At 72.7% G+C, this 23,550-nt stretch carries 22 protein-coding genes and 1 pseudogene; 5 read left to right on the plus strand and 18 right to left on the minus strand.

Translation table 11 applies throughout. The features are described 5' to 3' along the window. Positions 1–30: 30 nt before the first annotated feature. From ACFXAE_RS06380 to ACFXAE_RS06435, 12 genes are all read right to left on the minus strand, one after another. On the minus strand, positions 31–1,134 hold the full coding sequence (locus tag ACFXAE_RS06380; protein ID WP_384708847.1) for an aliphatic sulfonate ABC transporter substrate-binding protein: 1,104 nt from the start codon (positions 1,132–1,134) through the stop codon (positions 31–33). Positions 1,135–1,362: 228 nt separating this feature from the next. Next, on the minus strand, positions 1,363–2,697 hold the full coding sequence (locus ACFXAE_RS06385; RefSeq protein ID WP_384708850.1) for a sulfate adenylyltransferase subunit 1: 1,335 nt from the start codon (positions 2,695–2,697) through the stop codon (positions 1,363–1,365). A gap of 2 nt (positions 2,698–2,699) precedes the next feature. Continuing rightward, the gene (gene cysD / locus ACFXAE_RS06390) at positions 2,700–3,635 is read right to left on the minus strand and encodes a sulfate adenylyltransferase subunit CysD (protein ID WP_384708853.1); all 936 of its coding nucleotides are present in this window, start codon (positions 3,633–3,635) and stop codon (positions 2,700–2,702) included. After that, the gene (gene cysC / locus ACFXAE_RS06395) at positions 3,632–4,168 is read right to left on the minus strand and encodes an adenylyl-sulfate kinase (RefSeq protein ID WP_384708856.1); all 537 of its coding nucleotides are present in this window, start codon (positions 4,166–4,168) and stop codon (positions 3,632–3,634) included. The genes cysD and cysC overlap by 4 nt, the downstream gene beginning before the upstream one ends. Positions 4,169–4,211: 43 nt before the next feature. Beyond that, the gene (locus ACFXAE_RS06400) at positions 4,212–4,922 is read right to left on the minus strand and encodes a phosphoadenylyl-sulfate reductase (RefSeq protein ID WP_384708859.1); all 711 of its coding nucleotides are present in this window, start codon (positions 4,920–4,922) and stop codon (positions 4,212–4,214) included. Continuing rightward, positions 4,919–5,098 carry a hypothetical protein gene (locus ACFXAE_RS06405; RefSeq protein ID WP_149547040.1) on the minus strand — a complete coding sequence of 60 codons (180 nt, stop codon included), beginning with the start codon at positions 5,096–5,098 and terminating at the stop codon, positions 4,919–4,921. Before ACFXAE_RS06405 ends, ACFXAE_RS06400 begins: the two co-directional genes overlap by 4 nt. Continuing rightward, positions 5,095–6,813, minus strand: a complete 1,719-nt coding sequence (locus ACFXAE_RS06410) for a nitrite/sulfite reductase (RefSeq protein ID WP_384708862.1) — start codon at positions 6,811–6,813, stop codon at positions 5,095–5,097. The genes ACFXAE_RS06405 and ACFXAE_RS06410 overlap by 4 nt, the downstream gene beginning before the upstream one ends. A gap of 129 nt (positions 6,814–6,942) precedes the next feature. Continuing rightward, entirely contained in the window at positions 6,943–7,026 is an 84-nt protein-coding gene (locus ACFXAE_RS06415; RefSeq protein WP_310591794.1) for a putative leader peptide, read from the minus strand. Positions 7,027–7,153: 127 nt separating this feature from the next. Beyond that, entirely contained in the window at positions 7,154–7,726 is a 573-nt protein-coding gene (locus ACFXAE_RS06420) for a GNAT family N-acetyltransferase (RefSeq protein ID WP_384708865.1), read from the minus strand. Positions 7,727–7,789: 63 nt separating this feature from the next. Continuing rightward, complete coding sequence (locus ACFXAE_RS06425; protein ID WP_384708868.1) at positions 7,790–9,061, minus strand: hypothetical protein; 1,272 nt, start codon at positions 9,059–9,061, stop codon at positions 7,790–7,792. A 198-nt stretch (positions 9,062–9,259) separates the two neighbouring features. Next, positions 9,260–10,549 carry a GAF domain-containing protein gene (locus ACFXAE_RS06430; RefSeq protein ID WP_384708871.1) on the minus strand — a complete coding sequence of 430 codons (1,290 nt, stop codon included), beginning with the start codon at positions 10,547–10,549 and terminating at the stop codon, positions 9,260–9,262. Between the two features lie 380 nt (positions 10,550–10,929). Then, entirely contained in the window at positions 10,930–12,564 is a 1,635-nt protein-coding gene (locus ACFXAE_RS06435) for an acyl-CoA dehydrogenase family protein (protein ID WP_384708874.1), read from the minus strand. Positions 12,565–12,654: 90 nt separating this feature from the next. Here ACFXAE_RS06435 and ACFXAE_RS06440 point away from each other — a divergent pair, with 90 nt between their 5' ends. Continuing rightward, entirely contained in the window at positions 12,655–13,794 is a 1,140-nt protein-coding gene (locus ACFXAE_RS06440) for a YihY/virulence factor BrkB family protein (RefSeq protein WP_384708877.1), read from the plus strand. Positions 13,795–13,849: 55 nt separating this feature from the next. Here the strand turns inward: ACFXAE_RS06440 and ACFXAE_RS06445 are convergent, their stop codons facing one another. Beyond that, the gene (locus ACFXAE_RS06445; RefSeq protein ID WP_384708880.1) at positions 13,850–14,692 is read right to left on the minus strand and encodes an NmrA family transcriptional regulator; all 843 of its coding nucleotides are present in this window, start codon (positions 14,690–14,692) and stop codon (positions 13,850–13,852) included. 81 nt (positions 14,693–14,773) lie between these two features. On the opposite strand from ACFXAE_RS06445, the gene ACFXAE_RS06450 reads away from it, so the two are divergent. Together ACFXAE_RS06450 and ACFXAE_RS06455 are read left to right on the plus strand one after the other, a co-directional pair. Beyond that, a complete protein-coding gene (locus ACFXAE_RS06450; protein ID WP_384708883.1) occupies positions 14,774–15,709 on the plus strand; it encodes an AraC family transcriptional regulator in 936 nt (311 codons plus the stop codon). Between the two features lie 9 nt (positions 15,710–15,718). Next, positions 15,719–16,405, plus strand: a pseudogene (locus tag ACFXAE_RS06455) (helix-turn-helix domain-containing protein); the annotation flags it as partial. On the opposite strand, the gene ACFXAE_RS06460 reads toward ACFXAE_RS06455, so the two are convergent. Continuing rightward, a complete protein-coding gene (locus ACFXAE_RS06460; protein ID WP_384708886.1) occupies positions 16,388–16,792 on the minus strand; it encodes a VOC family protein in 405 nt (134 codons plus the stop codon). The pseudogene ACFXAE_RS06455 and the gene ACFXAE_RS06460 overlap by 18 nt on opposite strands. 140 nt (positions 16,793–16,932) lie before the next feature. Between ACFXAE_RS06460 and ACFXAE_RS06465 the strand changes: the two genes are divergently transcribed. Continuing rightward, the gene (locus ACFXAE_RS06465) at positions 16,933–17,634 is read left to right on the plus strand and encodes a ThuA domain-containing protein (RefSeq protein ID WP_384708889.1); all 702 of its coding nucleotides are present in this window, start codon (positions 16,933–16,935) and stop codon (positions 17,632–17,634) included. On the opposite strand, the gene ACFXAE_RS06470 is transcribed toward ACFXAE_RS06465, so the two are convergent. Continuing rightward, a complete protein-coding gene (locus tag ACFXAE_RS06470) occupies positions 17,609–18,835 on the minus strand; it encodes an MFS transporter (RefSeq protein WP_384708892.1) in 1,227 nt (408 codons plus the stop codon). The genes ACFXAE_RS06465 and ACFXAE_RS06470 overlap by 26 nt on opposite strands. A 311-nt stretch (positions 18,836–19,146) precedes the next feature. Continuing rightward, the gene (locus tag ACFXAE_RS06475; protein WP_384708895.1) at positions 19,147–20,208 is read right to left on the minus strand and encodes a LacI family DNA-binding transcriptional regulator; all 1,062 of its coding nucleotides are present in this window, start codon (positions 20,206–20,208) and stop codon (positions 19,147–19,149) included. A 503-nt stretch (positions 20,209–20,711) separates the two neighbouring features. Here ACFXAE_RS06475 and ACFXAE_RS06480 point away from each other — a divergent pair. Next, positions 20,712–21,170, plus strand: a complete 459-nt coding sequence (locus tag ACFXAE_RS06480; protein ID WP_384708898.1) for a CAP domain-containing protein — start codon at positions 20,712–20,714, stop codon at positions 21,168–21,170. A 189-nt stretch (positions 21,171–21,359) separates the two neighbouring features. Here ACFXAE_RS06480 and bla read toward each other — a convergent pair whose 3' ends face one another. Together bla and ACFXAE_RS06490 are read right to left on the minus strand one after the other, a co-directional pair. Next, the gene (gene bla / locus ACFXAE_RS06485; protein WP_384708901.1) at positions 21,360–22,310 is read right to left on the minus strand and encodes a class A beta-lactamase; all 951 of its coding nucleotides are present in this window, start codon (positions 22,308–22,310) and stop codon (positions 21,360–21,362) included. Between the two features lie 191 nt (positions 22,311–22,501). Next, complete coding sequence (locus ACFXAE_RS06490; protein WP_384708904.1) at positions 22,502–23,539, minus strand: MBL fold metallo-hydrolase; 1,038 nt, start codon at positions 23,537–23,539, stop codon at positions 22,502–22,504. Between the last annotated feature and the right edge of the window lie 11 nt (positions 23,540–23,550).

Raw genomic sequence — 23,550 nt, forward strand, 5'->3', positions numbered from 1 at the left:
CACCTCCTGGGAACTCTTCGTGATCCGGGCTTACTTGGCGCCGAGTCCGGCGTCGTCGACGACGGGGTCACCGGCGGCCTTCAGGACCTTGTTGAGCGGCGTGAGGTCGTAGATGCCGTCCAGGTCGGGCTGCTCCAGCAGACCCGCCTTGACGGCGTGCTCCGCCTGGGCGTCGAGCGTGGCGGCCAGCGGGTCGTCGGTGAACCGGATCGACTCCCAAGCCGGGTCGAGCACCTCGGCGGGCAGCGCCTTGCCGGAGTCGGCCGCCAGCTGCTCGTTGGCGGCGGTCTTCGCCTCGTCCGGGTTGGCGTTGATCCACCGGTTGGTCTCGACGGACGCCTTCAGCACGGCCTCGACGGCCTTCGGGTGCTCCTTCAGGAACTCCTGGCGCACGATGATGTTCGTGATCACGAACTTCTCGTCCGGCCACAGGGACGCCTCGTCCAGCAGCACCTTGCCGCCCTCCGCGACCAGCTTCGACGCGGTCGGCTCCGGCACCCAGGCACCGTCGATCGACCCGGCCCTGAACGCGTCCGGGGTGACCTTGTTGTCGCTGCGGACGACCGTGACGTCGCCCTTGCCGCTCTGGGCGTCGACCTTCCAGCCCTGCTCGGCCACCCAGTTGAGGAACGCGATGTCCTGGGTGTTGCCCAGCTGCGGTGTCGCGATCCGCTTGCCCCTGACGTCCTTCAGCGACTTCACCTTGTCCGGGTTCACCACGAGCCGCACCCCGCCGGACGCCGAACCGCCGATGATCCGCAGGTTCTTGCCGCCCGACTTGGTGTAGCCGTTGATGGCGGGGGACGGGCCGATGAAGCCGATGTCGATGGAACCGGAGTTGAGCGCCTCGATCTCCGACGGCCCCGCGTTGAAGATCGCGTACGTGGCCTTGGTGGCGCCGAGTTCCTTCTGGAACAGACCCTTCTTGTTCCCCACCAGCGCGGTGCCGTGGGTGAGGTTGCCGAAGTAGCCGATCCTGACGGAGTCGAGACCGTCGGTCTTCTTCGCCCCGGCGGTGACCTTCGCGGTGTCGTCGTCCTTGGCCTCGGATCCGTAGCCGCAGGCGGCCAGGGTGAGCAGCGGAAGCGCGGCTATCACCGCGAGGGTACGGCGCAGGGCTGTTGTGGCAGGCACGGGAGGTGTTCCTCTCGCAAGGCCCGGCGGTCACGGTCCTGGTCTCAGGCCGTGGCCGGGAAGTCGGCGGGTTTTCGTCTACGGCGGTGGGGGGTGAGGGCGCGCGAGCGGTGCGCGTACGTCATCGCACACATCGGGCCACCCCGCCCTGCCCGCTGCCGAGCGCACCGCTGCCGACGCGGCCGCCCTCCTTCGCGAACCCGGAGTAGAAATCGGTGGAGTTCATGCTCAGAAGTCCCACCCGTCGTCGTCGGCCTCGTCCTTGACGGGCTCCGGTGCGGCGAAGGACTCGCCGACCATGCCCGCGGTGAGCGTGGTGCCGTCGCCGGGGTCGATGAGGATGAACGAGCCGGTGCGCCGCGAGTCCGCGTAGGAGTCGGCGGGCAGCGGTTCGGCGGTGCGGATCTTCACCCGGCCGATGTCGTTGGCGGTGAGCTGCCCGGGGTGCGGGTGCAGCGACAGGTCGTCCAGCGTCAGCCGGGACGGGATGTCCTTCACGATCGCCTTGACGGTGCGGGTGCCGTGCTTGAGCAGCACCCGGTGGCCGACGGTCAGCGGCTGGTCGGCGACGTGGCACACGGTGGCCTCGACGTCCTGCGAGACGGCCGGCGCGTCCTTGCTGGGGACGATCAGGTCACCGCGGGAGATGTCGATGTCGTCGGCCAGCAGCAGCGTCACCGACTGCGGCGTCCAGGCGATGTCGACCGGCTCGCCCAGCAGGTCGATCCCCGTGACCGTCGTCGTCCGTCCGGACGGCAGCACGGTCACCGCGTCGCCCACCCGGAAGGTGCCCGCGGCGATCTGCCCCGCGTAGCCCCGGTAGTCGGGGTGCTCGGCGCTCTGCGGCCGGATCACGTACTGCACGGGCAGCCGCGCGTGGCAGTGCGCCAGGTCGTGGCTGACCGGGACGGTCTCCAGGTGCTCCAGCACGGTGGGGCCGCCGTACCAGTCCATGTGCGCGGACGGCTCCACCACGTTGTCGCCGACCAGCGCCGAGATCGGGATCGCGGTGACCTCGGGAACGCCCAGCTCGGTCGCGTACGCCGTGAACTCCTCGGCGATCCCCGCGAACACGGACTCCTGGTAGTCGACCAGGTCCATCTTGTTGACGGCGAGGACGACGTGCGGGACGCGCAGCAGGGCGGCGATGGCGGCGTGCCGGCGGGTCTGCTCGACGACACCGTTGCGGGCGTCGACCAGGACCACGGTCAGCTCGGCCGTGGAGGCGCCGGTGACCATGTTCCGCGTGTACTGCACGTGGCCCGGGGTGTCGGCGAGGATGAACCGGCGCCGGGGCGTGGCGAAGTAGCGGTAGGCCACGTCGATGGTGATGCCCTGCTCCCGCTCGGCCCGCAGACCGTCGGTGAGCAGCGCCAGGTCGGGCGCCTCCTGACCCCGGCTCGCCGACACCCGCTCCACGGCCTCCAGTTGGTCGGTGAGGACCGACTTGGAGTCGTGCAGCAACCGGCCCACCAGCGTGGACTTGCCGTCGTCGACGGAACCGGCGGTGGCGAACCGCAGCAGCGTGGTGGCCGCGAGCTCCTCGGTCGTGATGGTGCTCATCTCTAGAAGTACCCCTCGCGCTTGCGGTCTTCCATCGCGGCCTCGGAGAGCTTGTCGTCGGCGCGGGTGGCGCCGCGCTCGGTGAGCCGGGAGGCGGCGATCTCGGTGATCACCTTCTCGATGGTGTCGGCGTCGGAGTCCACCGCGCCGGTGCAGGACATGTCGCCCACGGTCCGGTAGCGCACCAGCCGCTTCTCGACGCTCTCGCCGTCCTTCGGGCCGCCCCACTCACCGGCGGTCAGCCACATGCCGGAGCGGCTGAACACCTCGCGCTCGTGCGCGTAGTAGATCTCGGGCAGTTCGATGCCTTCGCGGGCGATGTACTGCCACACGTCCAGCTCGGTCCAGTTGGACAGCGGGAACACCCGGACGTGCTCACCGGGGGCGTGCCGGCCGTTGTACAGGTTCCACAGCTCGGGGCGCTGGCGGCGCGGGTCCCACTGGGAGAACTCGTCGCGCAGCGAGAACACCCGCTCCTTCGCGCGGGCCTTCTCCTCGTCGCGGCGCCCGCCGCCGAAGACGGCGTCGAACTTCTCGCTCTGGATCCTCTCGGTGAGCGGCACCGTCTGCAGCGGGTTGCGGGTGCCGTCCGGGCGCTCCTTGAGCACCCCGCGGTCGATGTAGTCCTGCACGGAGGCGACGTGCAGCCGCAGCCCGTGCTTTGCGACCGTGCGGTCGCGGTAGTCGAGGACCTCGGGGAAGTTGTGCCCGGTGTCGACGTGCAGCAGGGAGAACGGCACCGGCGCCGGGGTGAACGCCTTCAGCGCCAGGTGCAGCATGAGGATGGAGTCCTTGCCGCCGGAGAACAGGATCACCGGCTTCTCGAACTCGCCCGCCACCTCGCGGAAGATGTGCACCGCCTCGGACTCGAGGGCGTCCAGGTGGGAAAGGGCGTACGGGTTGTCCGTGCCCTCCTCGACGGTGGCGACGGTCGTCATGCCAGTCCCCTTTCGCTGAGCGCGGCGTACACCGACGCCGCGGACTCCTGCACGGTCTGGTTCTGCGACTCGATCCGCAGATCGGGCGTCTCGGGCTCCTCGTACGGGTCGTCCACGCCGGTCAGCCCGATGAGTTCGCCCGCGGCCTGCTTGGCGTACAGGCCCTTCACATCGCGTACGGAGCACACCTCGACCGGGGTCGCCACATGCACCTCGACGTAGGGCGTGCCGTTCGCCCCGTGCCGCTTGCGTACCGCGTCCCGGCTGTCCGCGTACGGCGCGATGACCGGGACGAGCGCGATGACGCCGTTGCGGGCGAGCAGTTCGGCGACGAAGCCGATGCGCTGCACGTTGGTGTGCCGGTCCTCGCGGGTGAAGCCGAGGCCCGCGGAGAGGAACTCGCGGATCTCGTCGCCGTCGAGCACCTCGACCCGGCGGCCCTCCTCGCGCAGCCGGCCGGCCAGTTCGTGGGCGATGGTGGTCTTGCCCGCACTCGGCAGACCCGTGAGCCAGACGGTGGCTCCGGTCGTCACGTGGTTCTCCCTGGATCTCGATGGTCCGGTGGTCGTCGTCATGTCAACCGTGCAGTCCGCACTCGGTCTTGGAGCGGCCCGCCCAGCGGCCGGCGCGGGCGTCCTCACCCTGAAGCACCCGGCGGGTGCAGGGCGCGCAGCCCACGGAGGCGTAACCGTCCGTCAGCAGCGGGTTCGTGAGGACGCCGTGCTCGTCGACGTACGCCTGCACATCTTCCTGTGACCACTTCGCGATGGGGGAGATCTTCACCTTCCGCCGCTTCTCGTCCCAGCCGACGACCGGGGTGTTCGCCCGGGTCGGGGACTCGTCGCGGCGCAGGCCGGTCGCCCAGGCCGCATAGCCCTTCAGGCCCTCCTCCAGCGGCTTGACCTTGCGCAGGGCGCAGCACAGATCGGGGTCGCGGTCGTGCAGCTTCGGGCCGTACTCGGCGTCCTGCTCGGCGACCGTCTGCCGCGGGGTCAGCGTGATGACGTTCACGTCCATCACGGCCTCCACCGCGTCGCGGGTGCCGATGGTCTCCGGGAAGTGGTAGCCGGTGTCGAGGAAGACCACGTCGACGCCGGGCAGCGCACGGGAGGCGAGGTGGGCGACCACCGCGTCCTCCATCGAGGAGGTCACGCAGAACCGCTTGCCGAAGGTCTCGGCGGCCCACCGCAGGATCTCCAGGGCGGAGGCGTCCTCCAGGTCCCGGCCCGCCCGCTCGGCCAGCGCCTTCAGGTCCTCGGCGGCGCGCTCTTCCTGAACAGCCGTCATGTCCGGTCCCCTCCCGTGTCGGATCGCTCGAGTCCCCGGGCGAGCAACCCGAGGAACTTCAGCTGAAAGGCCCGGTTGCACGCGCCGCACTCCCAGGCGCCGTGGCCCTGCTCGCCAGGGCGCAGGTCCTCGTCCCCGCAGTAGGGGCAGTGGAACGGCGCAGCACGCTCGCTCACGACAGGGCCTCCTCCGACGCGCGGCCGACCCAGGTGGCGAACCGCTCGCCGTCCTCGCGCTCCTCCTGGAAGCGGTTGAGGACCCGCTCGATGTAGTCGGGCAGTTCGTCCGCGGTGACCTTCAGACCGCGCACCTTGCGGCCGAAGCCGGCCTCCAGGCCGAGTGCGCCGCCGAGGTGCACCTGGTAGCCCTCGACCTGCTGGCCCTGCTCGTCGAGCATCAGCTGACCCTTGAGACCGATGTCCGCCACCTGGATACGGGCGCAGGCGTTCGGGCAGCCGTTGAGGTTGATGGTGATCGGCTCGTCGAAGTCCGGGATGCGGCGCTCGAGTTCGTCGATCAGCGAGGCGCCGCGCGCCTTGGTCTCGACGATGGCGAGCTTGCAGAACTCGATGCCGGTGCAGGCCATCGTGCCGCGCCGGAACGGGGAGGGCCTGGCGCTGAGGTCCAGTGCCTCCAGGGACTCGACGAGGGAGTCGACCCGGTCCTCCTCGACATCGAGGATGATCATCTTCTGTTCGACGGTGGTACGGACCCGGCCGGAGCCGTGCGCCTCCGCGAGGTCGGCGATCTTCGTGAGGGTGGTGCCGTCCACGCGGCCGACCCGCGGGGCGAAACCGACGTAGTGACGGCCGTCCTTCTGGCGGTGCACACCGATGTGGTCGCGCCACTGCTGCACCGGCTGCTCGGGCGCGGGACCGTCGATCAGCTTGCGCCCGCCCAGGTACTCGTCCTCCAGTACCTGGCGGAACTTCTCCGGGCCCCAGTCGGCGACCAGGAACTTCAGGCGGGCACGGTTGCGAAGCCGGCGGTAGCCGTAGTCGCGGAAGATCGACAGGACGCCCTCGTAGACGTCGGGGACGTCCTCCTCCGGCACCCAGGTGCCCAACCGCACACCCAGCTTGGGGTTGGTGGACAGCCCGCCGCCGACCCACAGGTCGAAGCCCGGCCCGTGCTCGGGGTGGCGGACGCCGACGAACGCGACGTCGTTGATCTCGTGCACCACGTCGAGGACGGGCGAGCCGGAGATGGCCGTCTTGAACTTCCGGGGCAGGTTCGAATACGCCTTGTTGCCCAGGACGCGGCGCTTGATCTCCTCCAGCGCCGGGGTGCCGTCGATGATCTCGTCCTCGGCGATGCCGGCGACGGGGGAGGCGATCATCACGCGGGGGGTGTCGCCGCAGGCGGTGACCGTGGACAGGCCGACGGCCTCCAGCCGGTCCCAGATCTCGGGGACGTCCTCGACCCGGATCCAGTGGTACTGGACGTTCTGCCGGTCGGTGATGTCGGCGGTGCCGCGCGCGAACTCCTGCGAGATCTCGCCGATGACCCGCAGCTGCTGGGTGGTCAGCGCCCCGCCGTCGATGCGCACCCGCATCATGAAGTACTCGTCGTCCAGTTCCTCCGGCTCCAGGATCGCGGTCTTGCCGCCGTCGATCCCGGGCCTGCGCTGGGTGTACAGACCCCACCAGCGCATCCGGCCGCGCAGGTCGCCGGGGTCGATCGAGTCGAAACCGCGCTTGGAGTAGATCGTCTCAATGCGTGTCCGCACATTGAGACCGTCGTCATCCTTCTTCACCTGCTCGTTGCCGTTGAGCGGGGTGAAGTGACCCACGGCCCACTGTCCCTCTCCGCGGTGACGGCTCACCTTGCGGCGGGGAGTCGCGGCGGCAGGCTTCTGCGCGGCGGCAGGATTCTGCGGGGTGGCGGCCATGGTTGATACGTCCTTCGGGACAGGCGGGAATGCGGCTCTGACCTGCGCGTATGCGCGCACGAATGGGAGTGCGCGTCATTGCGCGGGGAGTGGGGCGAAGAAGGGGATGCCGGGCGGTGCCGAGTGTTCTCAGCGCGCCGGACAGATGGCGCTGGACATGCGGCCGAGGTCGACGTGCCGCCGACTCACCAAGGCGATTCCAGTTCCAGACATGGCGGAAGCGTGTCACGGCGTTCTGGACACAGTCCAGCTTCGTCCAAAATGCGGACACCCTTGTCTCGAAGTGAGAGACAAGGGTGTCCTTGGTCACAAGCGCCGCAGGCGGTCTTGTCCGTGCTGGTCAGGCGGGGTAGGCCCCGGCCCACGGGCCCGGAGCCGACGCCTCCGGTTCGTCCTCGACCTTGGTGTCGAACAGGGTGAAGCCGCGACGCCGGTAGTTGTCCATGGCGTGCTCACCGTCCTTGCTGCAGGTGTGCAGCCACACCCGCGTGGTCGGCTTCAGCTCCGGCCGGCGGTCCGCCAGGTCCCAGGCGCGGGCCGTGCCGTACGACAGCAGGTGCCCGCCGATGCGCCGCCCCCGGAAGGCGGGCAGCAGCCCGAAGTAGACGATCTCGACGACCCCGTCCCCCTGGGCCTCCAGCTCCACGTACCCGGCCGGCGTGCCCCGGTCGTAGGCGACCCACGTCTCCACCTCGGGCCGGTCCAGGTGCTCCAGCCACCGCGCGTACGTCCAGCCCAGCCGGTCGGTCCAGCGGATGTCCCCGCCGACCGAGGCGTACAGGAAACGGCTGAACTCGGGGGAGGGCACCTCGGAGCGGACGACCCGTACGTCCCCCTCGGGCACGGCGGCCGGAAGGAGATCGGTGGGCGCGGTCTGCTCCAGGGACCAGGTGGTCACGGAGATGGTCGTCATGCCCGAAAGGGAACCACCCGGCACGAGCTGCTGTCGAACGCCTGATCAAGGCGCGGACACCCGCTAGTCCAGGGAGCGGTCCACGGACGCCAGCGGCAGGGCGAACAGCATCCGGCCGGACTGGGACCACACGTCGCCGCTCTCCTCCCAGTACGACAGGGACACCGCCCGGCCGCTCCAGCAGCGGTGCGTCCCGTCCGCGCCGCACCGGACGGGGCGCGCCCCGTCCGTGTCCTGCCGCCACAGCGTGCCGCGCTCGTCCGGCGTCCCGGTCGTCCGGCCCAGATACCAGCCCGACCGGTACGACAGCACGCCGCGCACATCGGTCAGCTCCGTCTCGTACACCCCGGCCGGGTCCGTGTCGAGCAGTCCCGCACGCTCCGGCTCGGTACTGAACGCGTACCGCCACAGCCGGGTCGGCCCGTCCTCGTCCGCGGGCGTCGCCTCGTGCGTGACCAGGCTGTCGGGCGCGGTGCTGCGGTCCAGGGAGATGCCGCCCGGCCGGGGCGCGCCGGCCCCGTCGGTCCGGTAGGAGGCGACGGCCGGCAGCACGTACCGCGCCCCCGCCGCCGACCAGCCGCCGGGCACCCGCCCGACCGAGGTGCCGTCCACGGTGGCCCGCTGGACCCGTGCCAGGTCGTACACATACAGCGCGCCGGCGTCCGCCGGGCCCGCGGTGACCAGCAGTTTGTCCTGGTACCAGACCATGCCGGACACGGCGGAGCCGAGCCCGCGGTAGTCGCGGCCGCCGTCCACCGGAACGGTCAGCAGGGCCCAGGTGTAGCGGAGGTCGTCCGGGTCGCCGGCGTCCACGAAGGCGACGCGGGCCAGACCGTCCTCGGACGGCGTGCCGGTGCTGCGGCTCCACCCCGAGAGGATCACCCGGTGCCCGCCCCAGCGGCCGTCGTCGTCCGCGTCCCCGGAAGTGGTGACCGCGCCGGACCGCCAGCCGTCGGTGTCGGTGCCCGGCCAGCAGTACGCGTGGGTCGCGGCGGGTTCGACCGGCAGGGCCCGCCGGTCGTCGTCCGTACAGTCCTCCGCGTCGCCCAGGGAGCCGTCGGGATCGGCGAGCACGGCACCCACACCGACCGGCCGGCCCATCCCGTCGGAGAGCCGGTCCAGCGCGTCGCGCGGCACGTGGTGCTCGGTCAGCCGCAGCGGTGCGGTCTCGGCGGACGCGGTGAGCGGCTTCAGCGCCCCGGGGTCGTCGGCGTCGGTGGCCTGGGAGGCGCTGATCATGGCGGCGGCCGCGGTCAGCGCGAGGGCGGTCCCGGCCAGCGCCGCCCGCAGCGCCCTGCTCCGCCTGCGCCGGCGGTGTCTGCCGCGATGCTTCATGACGTCCTCCCGAGACGAGCCAACTGCGTCCGGTGGTCCGAGGGTTGACCGTGGAGCAGTTGGGGTGGCCCGTACCGGGATGCTACGGCAGCCGGCCGGCCCAGGAGCCGAAGACCCTGCAAATATGTGAAACAGCGACCTTCCGAGGGGCTCCGGGGCACGTCTGTGCGGCCCCGCGCGGTCTTGACGGGCGGCGAGTCAGTCCGCCCGCACCGGCCGCCGTCGACGGCTCAGGAACGGGGCCGCCGAGTGGGGGAACAGGTCGCGGGGGTCGTCCGGGAGGACGACCTCCACCTCGGCGGTCTCCGTGAAGCGGTAGGGGCGGTGGTCCAGGAGGGAACCCAGGTAGCGGCGCACGCGGGACATCTCCGCGCGTACCGTCACCGTGCGGGCCGGGTCGCCGAAGACGTTCCGGGCGAGGTCCGCGGCACTGCGCCCCGCACGGTGCACGGCCAGCAGGTACAGCAACTCGGCGTGCCGGGGGCTCAGTTCCCGGGTCCAGGAGCCCGACCCGTCGGACACCTCCACCGACCAGCGGCGCGGCCCCGCGAGGTCCAGCACGATCCGGGTCGCGGCACGTGCCACCGGTTCGTCCGCCGCCCGCACCAGCCAGCCCCCGGCCAGCGGCTCCAGCGAGCAGCGGCCCAGCGCCGGCAGCCACCGCATGCCCGCCGACACCGACTCGGGCAGCGTCAGCCGCTCCGTGTACGGCATCCCCGTCACCGCCGCCGTCCACCCCTGCCGGTCCACGACCAGCGCACGCCCGTCGATCCGTGCCAGTACCGGCGCCGCCACCGCGCGCAGCCGCTCCAGCGACCGCACATGCGTCTCCCGCAGCCGTGCCTCGGCGAGCTTCGCCACCGAGTCGACCCATGCCAGCGTGGCCGGATGCATCGTCTCCAGCGGCCCGCTCACATCCACCACACCGATCAGCCGCCCGTCGCGGGGATCGGTGATCGGCGCCCCGGCACACGTCCAGGCGGCGTGCGACCGTACGAAGTGCTCGGCGGCGAACACCTGCACGGGGCGCCGCGTCACCGCCGGCGTCCCCACCCCGTTGGTGCCGACGACCTCCTCGCGCCAGTCCGCGCCGATCTCGAAGCCCAGCCCGTCGGCCTTGCGCAGCACCGGCGCGCTGCCCTCCCGCCACAGCACCCGGCCCTCCTCGTCGGCCACCACCATGATGTGGCGGGCGACGTCCGCGACCGACAGCAGCCCCTCCCGCAGCACCGGCAGCACCTGCCGCAGCGTCGACGACTCCCGGCGCCGCTGCACCTCCTCACGGGACAGCAGCCCGTTGCGGAAGTCGTGGTCCGGGTCCACACCACTGCGCAGCATCCGCTCCCAGGACTGCCCGATCACCGGGCGGGGGGCCACGGGCGTACGCTGCCCGGAGAGCGCGGCGGAGCGGACCTCGTCGAGCACCCGCGCCGCACGCGCCGTGTCGACGGCGGCCAGCCGCGTCATGTCCATCGGCGAGAGCGCCACCGGTCCTCCCGGGAGAAAGACTGTCGGGACTCATACTGCCGTCTGCCCCCGGCAGCGAACGCTCACCGCGGCCACGGGAACAACACGTTGCAACCCCTTGCAACCCTGGTGAAGAGTCCCCGGCTGTCCGAAACTTGAGCGACGCCGTCCCGAGCGGCGTCCACGGCTCGTAAAGGGCCCGTGCGGCGGGGGTGGTGCCGTGTCGGCGCAGCACCACCCCCGCGTCATGCCTGCGGCAGCCGGGACGGTGTGCGCGGCACGGGGTGCGGCCCGATACGCGTCGGCGGCCGCCGGGTTGCGGGTGGCCGGTCGCGCCCACGCGGCGGAGCCGCACATGTCACGGCCCCGCGCCCCTCGGGCCGGTGTCCACGCCCTCGGCTTCAGGAGACCGGCCGGGCCCGGTCCACGATCGCTGCCAGATCCAAGGTGTGGGGCAGCGTGCCGAAGGCCGTGCCCGCGTCGCCTCCCAGCCTTGAGGCGCAGAACGCGTCCGCCACCTGCGGCGGCGCGTACCGCACCAGCAGCGACCCCTGGAGCACCAGTGCGAGGCGCTCCACCAGCCGCCGCGCCCGCCCCTCGACGCCCTCCAGATCCGCCAGTTCGGTCAGCAGGTCCTTGACCGCCGCGTCCAGCCGGTGATCCGCCCCGCGCGCCTGTCCCACCTCGCGCAGATACGAGTCCAGCGCCGCCGGCTCCCGGCGCAGCGCCCGCAGCACGTCCAGCGCCTGGATGTTCCCCGCGCCCTCCCAGATCGAGTTCAGCGGCGACTCCCGCACCAGCCGGGGCATCCCCGACTCCTCGACGTACCCGTTGCCGCCCAGGCACTCCGCCGCCTCCACCGCGAGCGGCGCGCACCGCTTGGTCACCCAGTACTTCGCCGCCGGCACCGCGATCCGCAGCAGCGCCCGCTCCTGCTCGCCGCCGTCGTCGTACGCCGCCGCCAGCCGCAGCGCCAGTGTGGTGGCCGCCTCCGACTCCAGCGCCAGATCGGCCAGCACGTTGCGCATCAACGGCTTGTCGGCGAGCTTCCCGCCGAACGCCTCCCGGTACGTGCAGTGGTGCACCGCCTGCGCCACGGCCTGCCGCATCAGCCCCGCCGAACCCAGCACACAGTCCAGCCGGGTCGCCGCCACCATCCCGATGACGGTGCGCACCCCGGCCCCCTCGTCCCCGACCCGGCGCGCCCATGTCCCGGCGAACTCGACCTCGGCGGACGCGTTGGACCGGTTGCCCAGTTTGTCCTTGAGCCGCTGGATGAGGAACACGTTGCGGGTGCCGTCCTCCAGCACCCGCGGCACCAGGAAACACGTCAGGCCCCCGGGCGCCTGCGCCAGCACCAGGAAGGCGTCCGACATCGGCGCCGAGCAGAACCACTTGTGCCCGGTCAGCTCGTACGCGCCGTCCTGGGCCAGCGGCCGGGCCGCCGTCGTGTTCGCCCGTACGTCGCTGCCGCCCTGCTTCTCCGTCATGCCCATCCCGAACAGGGCACCGGGCTTCCGCCCCGCGGGCCGCAGGGCGCGGTCGTAGATCGTCGACGTCAGCCGCGGCTCCCACTCCGCCGCCAGGGCCGGATCCGTGCGCAGGGCGGGGACCGCCGCGTGGGTCATCGACAGCGGACAGCCGTTGCCGGCCTCGACCTGCGTCCACACCAGGAACGCCGCCGCCCGCCGCACATGCCCGCCCGGCCGCACCCAGGCCGCCGTCAGCCCCGCCGAGACACCCTTGCCGAGCAGCCGGTGCCAGGACGGATGGAAGTCGACCTCGTCGATCCGGTGACCGTAGCGGTCGTGGGTGCGCAGCCGCGGCGGATTCTCGTTCGCCAGCACCCCCCACTCCTGCACCTGCGCGGACCCGGCGGTCCGCCCCAGCCCCGACAGCTCGGAGAGGCCCTCGTCCAGCACGTCCGGTTCCAGATGCCGCTCGACCGCCTCCACCAGCGCCCGGTCGGCGCCGAACACGTCGTACTGCACCAGTGGGGGAACCTGATTGGTCACGGTGTGCGTGGTGCCTGCCATGCCCATGAACGTACCCCGTGGTACGCCGGCCGCACCCGCCGATCCGGCCTGCGGGTGAGTGCGACCTGGCACGACGGATACCTTTAGGGCGTGCAGCCAGCAAGTGAATCCCCCGACGCGCCCTCGGGGCGCCTCCACCGGGCCCGGGCCCTCTACCGGAACGTCTCCAAGCGCAGGACCGCCTGGCTGCTGCTGAAGGACACCGTCAACTCGTGCATGGAGTACCGCATCCTGGGCCTGGCGGCCGAGGCGGCGTTCTTCACGCTGCTGTCGGTGCCCCCGCTGCTGCTCAGCCTGATCGGCCTCCTCGGCTACGTCGACGCCTGGACCGGCGCCGACACCATCCAGAGCGTGCAGCGCAACCTCCTGGAGGCCTCCCGGACGGTGCTGTCCGACCGGGGCGTGACGGAGGTCGCGGAGCCGATCCTGCGGGACGTCACCAAGGGCGGCCGGCCCGACGTGATCTCCCTCGGTTTCCTGATCGCCGTGTGGTCGGGCTCCCGCGCGGTGAACGTCTTCATCGAGACCATCACCGTCATGTACGGCCTCGACGGCGTGCGGGGCATCGTCAAGACCCGGCTGCTGGCCTTCCTGCTGTTCATCGTGGCCCTGCTGATCGGCTCGGTCGCGCTGCCGCTGATGGTGGCGGGCCCGGACGCGGTCGTGCGGATCGTGCCCTGGTCGACGACGCTCGTCCAGATCCTCTACTGGCCGGTGGTGATCCTGCTCTCCGTCGCCTTCCTGACCACGCTGTACCACGTCTCCGTGCCCGTGCGCTCCCCGTGGATCGAGGACGTCCCCGGCGCGCTGGTCGCCCTCGCCATGTGGGTGCTCGGCAGCTTCCTGCTGCGCCTCTACCTGACGAACACCGTCGAGGGCCCCACGATCTACGGCTCCCTCGCCGCCCCCGTCGCCGTACTGCTGTGGATCGGTGTGTCCGCGTTCGCCGTGCTCGTCGGCGCCGCGGTCAACGCGGCCATCGACCGGGTCTGGCCGGCCGCCGCGACGGCCGCGGCCCGCGAGGCCAACGAGCGGCTGCGGCAGGCGCAGGTCGCCGAGTACGTCGCCCGCACCGCCGCGGCCGGCGAGGTCGATCCCGACATGCCCTCCGAGTTCCCCGAACGCTGGTCCCGCTTCCTGCCCCCGGAGGACGTCACGGCCCGGCTGCGCACGCACGTGAAGTCCACCCACCAGCGGAACGGCGAGGGGCCGACGCACGAGGAGGAGTGAGCCGCGTCCCGCCCCCGGGGACGGGACGGGGCGGCGGGGGCGACGACACACAGGCTCACGCCTTCCAGGTCCCGGCCTCCGCCTCCTCCCGTACGAACTCCGCGAAGTCCCGCGGCTCCCGCCCCAGCACCTGCCGCACCCCGTCCTCCAGACGCGCGTTGCGGCCGTCGAGCAGCGTCTCGAACAGCCCGGTGAGGAAGGCGGCCTCCTGCGGCGGCACCCCGAAACCGAGCAGCGCCTCGCCGTAGTCCCGCGCGGACACCGCCCGGTACGCCAGCGGGCGCCCCGTCGCCGCGGCGATCTCCGCGACCGCCTCGCCCCAGGTCAGCAGCCGGGGCCCGGTGAGGGACAGCGTCCGTCCCGCGTACCGCTCCCCGCCCGTCACCGCGGCCACCACCACCTCGGCGATGTCCCGCACGTCCACGAACGGCTCGGGCACCTCACCCGCCGGGAACACCAGCTCCCCGGCCCGCACCTCCGCCACCAGCGGCCCCTCGCTGAGGTTCTGCGCGAACCACGCGGCCCGTACGACCGTCCAGTCCGCGCCCGACGCCCGCAGCGCCTCCTCGGTGGGCAGCGCCTGGTCCTCGCCCCGCGCGGACAGCAGCACCAGCCGCCGTACGCCCAGACCGACCGCCGTGCCGGCCAGCTCGCCGACCGCCTCCGCGGTGCCCGGGGCGCCGACGTCCGCCGGGTGGACGAGATACGCCGCGTCGGCACCCCGCAGGGTGTCCGCCCACGTCGACCGGTCCGCCCAGTCGAACCCGGTCGCCCGCGACGCCGCCCGCACCGTCAGCCCCGCCGCCTCGGCGGCCCGCGCCACCCGGCTCCCCGTACGCCCCGTCGCACCCGTGACGACCAGGGTCATGTCCCTCGTGCTCTTCGCGTTCTGCGTCATGCCGTCGAGTCAACCGCCCCGCGCCGCGAGGAACCATCGCCGAGCGGCTCATTTCCATAAGCCCGCGTCTACGCTGCTGCCATGGACGCACTCACCGGCCTGCTCGAGGGCCCCCGCGCCCGTGGCGCGTTCATGATCCGGGCGTGCTTCGACCCGCCGTGGGCGATCCGCGTGGAGGACCGCGCCCCGCTGACGGTGATGCTGCTCGTGCGCGGCGAGGCACGGATCGTCTCCGACGACGGGGAGCGGCTGCGCCTGCGCCCCGGTGACCTCGCCATCGCGCGCGGCCCCGACCCGTACATCTGCGCCGACGACCCGGCCACGACCCCGCAGGCGCTGATCCTGCCCGGCGGCGAGTGCCACTACCCCGACGGACGCCCCCTGAACGGTGTCATGGACCTCGGCGTCCGCACCTGGGGCGACCGGCCGGACGGCGGAACGGTGATGCTGATCGGCACCTACCGGATGCGGGGTGAGATCGGCGGCCGGCTCCTCGACGCGCTGCCGCCGCTGCTCTCCCTCACCACCGACGTCTGGGACTGCCCGCTCACCCCCTTCCTCATGGACGAGATCGTGCGCGACGCCCCCGGCCAGGAGGTCGTCCTGGACCGGCTGCTCGACCTGCTGGTCATCGCCGCGCTGCGCGCCTGGTTCGCCCGCCCGGAGGCGGAGCCGCCCGCCTGGTACCGGGCCCGGGCCGACCCGGTCGTGGGCCCGGTCCTCCGCCTGCTCCAGGACGACCCCGCCCACCCGTGGATGGTCGCCGAACTCGCCGCGAAGGCCGGCGTCTCCCGCGCCGCCCTCGCCCGCCGCTTCACCGCACTCGTCGGCGAACCCCCGATGACCTACCTCACCGGCTGGCGTCTCGCCCTCGCCGCGGACCGCCTCCGCGACACCGGCGACACCATCGGCGCGATCGCCCGCCAGGTCGGCTACGGCAGCGCGTTCGCCCTGTCCACGGCCTTCAAACGGACGTACGGCGTCAGCCCGCAGGAGTGGCGCAACCGGGCGGCGTAGCGTGGGGGCGTGTACAGGGAGCGGGTATCACGGCTGACGGGCGCGGTCGTGTGGACCAACAGCCCGTCCGGCGCCGGGGAGAACCGGGTGCTGCCCGACGGCTGCATGGACCTGCTGTGGAACGAGGGGCGCCTCCTGGTCGCCGGCCCCGACACCCACGCGCACCTCACCGGAGGCCGGCCGGGCATCTGGGCGGGCGTCCGCTTCGGGCCCGGCACCGCGCCCGCGCTGCTGGGCGTACCCGCCCACGAGCTGCGCGACCGCCGCGTCGCCCTGTCCGACCTGTGGCCGGCGGCAGACGTACGCCGCGTGACCGCCCTCGTGAACGCGGCGGACGATCCGGTGCGCGCCCTGGAGGACCTGGCCCTGCGCCGGGCGGCGGAAACCGCCCCGCCGGACCCCTTGCTCGGCCTTCTCGTGGCCGCCCTCGACGCGGGCCGCCCGGTGGCCGCCACCGCCGACGAACTGGGCTTGGGCGCCCGTCAGTTGCACCGTCGCGCGCTGGCCGCGTTCGGCTACGGTCCGAAGACCCTGGCCCGCATCCTCCGGATGCGCCGCGCCCTCGCCCTGGCCCGGGCGGGCGTCGTCTTCGCGGAGACGGCCACCCGGACCGGCTACGCGGACCAGGCCCACCTCTCCCGTGAGATACGGGACTTGACGGGCCTGCCGCTGGGCGAGCTACTGGCCGCTCACGGCCGGCGGCGCGAACAGGTCGACGCCGTTCCCGTCCGGGTCGAGGAGGACGGCGTACCGCTGCCCCCACACCGCGTCCCACGGCCTGAGCTCGAAGCCGCTCCCGGCGTCGACCATCTCCGCGAAGAGCGTGTCGACCTCCGCGGGACTGTCGCACCGCAGCGCCAGTGAGGTCCTGCCCCCGCCCGACGGCGGCTCCCATTCCGTGTGGAAGGACCGGACCACCTCCTCCGTGTCCAGCAACAACCGCAGCCCGCCCGGCAGTCCGGCCTCCACGTGTCCCTGTTCCTCGGCCCCCTCGGGGAAGGAGAATCCGAGTTTCCGGTAGAAGGCGACGGAGGCGGCCATGTCGGAGACGACCAGCCCGATGGCATCGAATCGTGTGCTCATGCGACCCACCGTAGGGCCGCGCCCCTACGCCGGTCTTGAAGGAATCGGACACGCGAGTCCGGACCGGACGACTCCGAGGAGCCGGACGACTCCGAGGAGCCGGCCGCCCCGGCACCGGCCCGCCGCATAGGCTCGCGCCCATGCCCGCACTCCTCGTGTACACCCGCACCACCGACTACCGGCACGACTCCATCCCCGCCGGGGTCGCCGCCCTGCGCGCCCTCGGCGACTTCACCGTCGACGCCACCGAGGACCCGGCCGCCCTGGAGGAACCGCTCGGCCGCTACGCCGCCGTCGTCTTCCTCTCCACCAGCGGCGAGGTGCTCACCCCGGCCGGGCGGCAGCGGCTCGCGGCGTACGTCGAGGCGGGCGGGGGATTCGTCGGGGTGCACGCGGCCGCCTGCACGGAGGACGACTGGCCGTACTACGGCGAACTCCTCGGCGCCCGCTTCGACCGGCACCCCGCCCTCCAGCCGGGCCGCGCCGTGATCGAGGACCACGCCCACCCGGCGACCCGGCACCTGCCCGCCGTCTGGGAGTTCACGGACGAGTGGTACGACTTCCGCACCAATCCCCGTGGAAGGGTCCGGGTCCTGGTCTCCGCCGACGAGTCGTCGTACGACGGCGGCGGCATGGGCGACGACCACCCGCTGGCCTGGTGCCGCGAACAGGGCGCGGGCCGCGTCTTCTACACCGCCCTCGGGCATGCCGCCGAGGCCTACGACGACCCCGCCTTCCGCGCCCACCTGCGCGGCGGGATCATCTGGGCGGCCGCCCCGCGCCTGGTTCCGGCGGAGACCGGGGCGGACGAGCAGGTCAGTCCGGGCGGTGGGCCGCCGTGACCCGGTCGGCCTTCACCGCGGCTCCGGCGCCGGACGAGGTGATCACCTCGGAGCGGTTGCCGTCCCGGTTCAGGAGGCCGCCCAGGAGGGCGAGGCCGAGACCGGCCACGGCGAGGACGGCGCCGACCAGGGCGGGCGAGGTCCAGCCCCAGCCCGCCGAGAGGGCCAGCCCGCCGAGCCAGGCGCCGCCCGCGTTGGCCAGGTTGAAGGCGGAGTGGTTGGAGGCCGCCGCCATCGTCGGGGCGTCCTTCGCCTTGGCCATGAGCAGCATCTGGACGGGCGTGGTGATGAGGGAGCCCAGCGCACCGATGAAGGTGATCGTCACCAGGGCGGGCCAGGTGCTGTGGACGGTGAAGGAGAACGTCACCAGCGCCGCGGCGAGCAGGGCGAGCCCCGCGTACAGCGTCGGGCGCAGGGCGCGGTCCGTGAGCGGGCCCGCGACCAGCGTGCCGAGCGTCATGCCGACGCCGTAGAGCGCGAGGACCAGGGTGGTCGAGGACTCGGAGATGCCCGTCACGTTCGTCAGGATGGGCACCAGGTAGCTGTAGACGGCGAAGAAGCCGCCGAATCCCACCACGGCGACGGCCAGGCCGATCGCCACCTGCCGGTTGCCCATCGCCCGCAGCTCGTGCCGGACGCCGGACTGCCCGCTACGGGGCTGGTGGGGGACGAAGAGGGCCAGCGCGGCGAGGGCGGCGAGGCCGATGACGGCGATCGCGAGGAAGGCGGACCGCCAGCCCAGCTGCTGGCCCAGGGCCGTGCCGGCCGGGACGCCGACGATGTTCGCGACGGTGAGTCCGAGGAACATCTTCGAGACGGCGCGTGCGGCCCGGTCGGGGGCGACCAGCCGGGAGGCCACGACGGCGCCCACGCCGAACAGCGCCCCGTGCGGCAGTCCGGTCAGGAAACGCGCGCCGAAGAGCGTGCCGTAGGTGGGGGCGAGCGCGGACGCGACGTTGCCGACCACGAACAACCCGGTCAGGAGCAGCAGCAGCCGCTTGTGGGGCATGCGCGCACCGATGCCGGTCAGCACGGGGGCGCCGACGACGACACCGAGCGCGTAGGCCGAGACGAGGTTGCCGGCGTCCGGCACGGAGACGTCGACGCCGTCGGCGATCTGGGGCAACAGCCCCATCGTGGCGAACTCGGTCGTGCCGAGGCCGAACGCGACGACGGCCAGGGCCAGCAGAGCCAGTGGCATGGTGCGGGGAAACCTTTCGAAGACAGCGGGCCGGATCGGGGGAGCGGGGAGGACCGAAGCCGTCCCCCGGCTCTCGTGGCCGGTCGCGCTGAGCACCATTGCCCGGCGCGGGACAGGGCGAGCCCATAAGGAGTGGAGCAAGAACGGCGAGCCACGCATTCCAAGATCGGGCCGCACATCGCCGTGACTCGTGTCACGTCGTACCGGGCGGGGGCACCGCCCTCCGGTCCCGCCCGGCCGCCTCCCGGGAGCCGGGCTCCGCGGCCGGCCGGCCACCGGGGCGTGCCCGTACCGGAGCACGGTGCCGTCCGTCAGCCGTGACCGTCCGGGCGGGACCCGGGAGGCGCCGTGCTGGCGCGTTCCACCAGCCGGGTCGACAGTTCCGTGCGGGTGCTCTCCGGGCGGTGGCCGTCCATCATGCGCAGCAGCAGCCGCAGGGCCGTCGCCGCCATCTCGGACAGGGGCTGGCGGACCGTCGTCAGGGCCGGGGTGAGCCAGCGGGCCTCGGGCAGGTCGTCGTAGCCGACCACGCTCATGTCGTCCGGTACGCGCAGACCCCGCTCGGCCAGGGCCGCGTAGACACCCAGCGCCATCCGGTCCGCGCAGACGAAGACGGCCGTGGGCGGCTCGGGCAGCTCGAGGAGTTCGCGCATGCGGCGGCCGGCCGCGTCCTCCCCGGAGTCGGCGTGCCGGACGTACTCGGGGCGGTGCCGTACCCCCGCCGTGGCGAGGGCCGAGCGGTAACCGGCGATCCGCGCGTCGGCGCACAGCGTGTGCCGGTGGCCGGCCACGACCGCGATGCGCTCGTGGCCCAGGGACAGCAGATGCTCGGTCGCCGTCACCCCGCCCCGCCAGTTCGCCGCACCCACCGAGACGACACCCGGCGGCGGTTCGAGCACCGGGTCGATCATCACGAACGGGATGCGGTGCTGAGCGAGCCACGCGTACTGCGGCTCGCTCAGCTCGGCCAGATGGAACAGCACTCCCGACGATCCCCGCAGGACGAGTTTGTCCAGCCAGCCACGCTCCGGCCGCTCCGAGCGGCTCCGCGTCAGGGCCGCCGACACGACGAGCTCGAGACCCGCGTCGTGCGCCGCCTCCTCCGCGCCGTGCAGCACCGCGCCCGACCCGGAGGTCTCCGGCGAGTGCACCACGAGGTCCACCAGGCGCGGCGCCCTCCCGCCGTCGAACCGGGGTCTCCTGATGTACCCGAGCCGGTCCAGTGCCTCGGTGACGCGGCGGCGGGTCTCGGGAGCCACGTCCTCGCGGCCGTTGACCACCTTGGACGCGGTCGGCACGGACACCCCCGCCTCCCGGGCCACCACCGCCAGCGTCGGCCCGGCCGTCACGCCGGCACTCCCCGCACGGACCATCGAGTACCCACCTCTCCGAATAGAAAGCGCTTCCTACTGTAGGTCCGGCGCACCGGGGCGGGAAGAACTTCTACGCGGACCCGGGAATACCGAAGGGCGTGGTGGGGCGCTCGTGTCACCGGCGGGTCCGTCCGGTGCGTGATACGGCGCGGCGCGGTGAAGGACCGGTGGGCGGATGACGGCACCGCGGAACCCGCCGGCCGGCCGGTCACCGATCACCTGCTCCGCATTTCCTGCACCGTCTGACCGGCCGCCACCGAGGACCCCGCGCAGTCCCCACCCCCGAACTCCGCTCGGTCGTACGCCGCCTGCGCCGCGTCGGCGCACTCCGCCGCGACCGACACGGGCGTGCGGCCGGGCGGGCCCGCTCGACGAGCAAGTCGAGCCTGTGGGCCACGAAATGCCGGGGCGCCGCCCGTCCGGGACAATCGAGGAAAGGGCCGACTCCTCCTGGTCGGCCGGTTCGGTCGCACCGGGGCAGGCCTTCGTGTGAGGAGCCCAAGGTGAGTTTCGACTTGATCAACGATGCGCGACAGCATCCGGAGAAGTACCCGCCGCACGGCAACTCCGCAGGCGCGACCATGACCGCGTGCGCGAACGGTTTCGGCCTTTCGCCGCAGCTGACGGACGTGGCGAACGCCCACAACCTCTTCTTGAAGGATCAATCGAGGGACTGGGCCGTCAGCGGTGACCACATGCACCGCGGCCCCAGCGGGAAACTGGTCTGGGAGGCCGGAGAGCCCATGGACCAGGCCGGTTACCGCAGTTGGCGGGCGGAGAACGTGGCCGTGGGCTTCACCACTGCGGAGGAGGCGCTGCGCTTCTGGATGCAGGACGACGAACGCTTCGGCTGGGGGCACCGCAACGCCATCCTCCGGTCCGAAACGCAGGAGGCCGGCCTGGGCCATCACGAGGGCGGCCCCTGGGGCCACTACTGGACGCTGGACATGGGCACGAGGTAGGGCCCCGCCGCACGGAGGCACGAAAGGAGACGAGGGCTCCACCGGGGGCCGGGCGCTCATCTCCCCGGTAGGACGTCGGCCTCGGCACTGGCGGCAAGGCCGTACGACCGTCAGCACGCGTCCTGCACGGGTCGGGCGGTGGTCAGGGGCCGCTTCGGCTCGCGGACCGTGCCACGGCCCGACGGCCGGTCACCGCTTGCCGAGGGCCTCGGCCAGCGCGGTCGCGGTGGATGCGATCACCTTGTCGTCGTGGCGGGTGCCGTCGAGGTTGCGGTGGGTGAACACCGACAGGACGACCGGGGCGTCCGCCCCCGGGGGCCAGGCGATCGCCAGATCGTTCGCGGTGCCGTGGTTGCTCGCGCCTCCGGTGCCGGTCTTGTCACCGACCGTCCAGTCCTCGGGCAGTCCCGCCCTGATCCGGTTCGCTCCGGTGAGGCTCGCCTTCAGCCAGCCGACCAGCCGCGCCCGGTCACGGGGACGGAGGACGTCACCGGTGGTGAGTTCGGAGAAGGTCCGTGCGGCCGCCGCGGGGGTGGTGGTGTCGCGCGTCTCGCCGGGCGCCCACTCGGTCAACCCGGGTTCGGGCCGGTCCAGGCGGCTCGTCCGGTCACCGACGGCGCGGAAGAACGCGGTCAGCCCGCGCGGCCCGCCGATCCGCTCCAGGAGCATGTTGCCCGCGAAACCGTCGGACTTGGTGATCCCGGCGCGGCAGAACTGCGCGGGCGTCATCCCGGTGTCGGTGTACTCGGTGGTCTCCGGGGAGTTCGCGGTCGGTCCGGCCATGTCGGCGGGCTTCCAGCGCACCACCTCGTCCATCGGCCCCGGCTCGCCGGTGCGCGCCGTGTGCAGCACCGCCGCACACGCGAACACCTTGAACGAGGAGTTGAACGGGAAGCGCTCGCCGGCCCGGTACCCGACCGCCCGGCCGGTCCCCAGGTCGATGCCCACCGCGCCGATCCGCCCGTCGTAGGACTTCTCGAGTGCCCGCAGGGCCTCGGTCAGGCCGGAGTCGGAGGAGACGTCGTCCTGCGTCCGGGGGGTGGGGCTCGGGGTGCTCGTCCCGTCGGCGGTGCTCGTACCGCCGGTGGCACCCGCGCCGGTGACGCTGGTGGTACCCGCCGCACAGGCGCCGACTGCCAACAGCGCGAAGGCAGTCGGCGCCGCGAGCCGTAAGCGCGAGCGGAGAGGCCGTCCCGTGCCGGAAAGGGAGTCAAGAACCATAGGGAAGGTGTCCCATCCCGATAGGGGGTGTTCTGCGCGTCGACACAACTGTCGACGACCGTCCGGGCCGAGCGGTGCCGAAGGCCCGTCGTCGGCCCGGCGGGCCCCGCCTACCGGCGTGCGGGCCGCATGGCGCCGTCGTACACGGTGCGGTAGTCCGGGACGACGGTCCGGGTGGCCGGGGACGCCTTCCCGACCTGGGCGAGGAAGGCGTCGAGGTCCATCGCCGGGTCGCGGACCGGGGAACCATCCAGCGGCAGCTCGAAGTTGTCCCAGTGGACGGGCACGACGACACCGGGGGCGTCCAGGGCGTCCAGCAGCCTGGGCACGTAGCGGTGGGTGGTGCCGGTGACGCTGGGCAGGGCGATCATCGCCAGGTCGGGACGCAGGCCCCGCACCGCCCGCTCGGAGAAGTCGCTGGCCCCCATGAGGAAGGCCGAAGGGCCGTGCTCCCCGGCCGTGACCTGGAAGGCCAGGGTGTCGCCCTCGGGCAGGTCCGCGATGGTGCGGGGAACCCGCGCCGGCGGGGCGTTCAGCGTGCCCGGGGCGAAGTAGGCGCAGTTCTTGTTGCGGCTGTGCAGGCCGGGTACGACCTCGACGGTGACCGTGCCGATGTCCAGTACCTCGCCGCCCTTCACCACGGAGATCTGCTTCGGGTCGACTCCGAGGGCGGTGAGCAGGTGGTACGTGGTCTCGGTGCCGATGACGCGGGCGCCGGTGGTCCTGGCGATGTACGGCACGTCACCGAGGTGGTCCCAGTGGGAGTGGCTCACCAGCACCAGGTCGGGACGGCCGATGTGCGCGTCCACGACGGCGGGATCCGTCTTCAGCTCCGTCTCCGGGTCGAGACCGCTGCCGAACAGCCCGGTGGGGAAGCGGGTGAGGTAGGGGTCGAAGAGCACGGTGCGGCCGTCCACGTCGATGCGCCAGCCCGTGGTGCCGAGCCAGCGGAACGACGCGGAACGGGCGGCCCGGTCACCGCCCCGGTCGCGGCCGGCGGTCGCGGACGCCGGGGCTGCGGTGGCCGCTGTGGCCGGGATCAGCGGGGCTGTCGCACCGAGCGCGGCGCCTCGCAGCACCGTACGGCGGTCGGGCCCGCGGCGGGGGGAGACGTTTGATCTGTCCGACGCGTGTGTGTCCTGGGTCATGGCGTCAGCAG

This window comes from Streptomyces sp. NPDC059454, assembly GCF_042749965.1.
Lineage (GTDB): Bacteria > Actinomycetota > Actinomycetes > Streptomycetales > Streptomycetaceae > Streptomyces.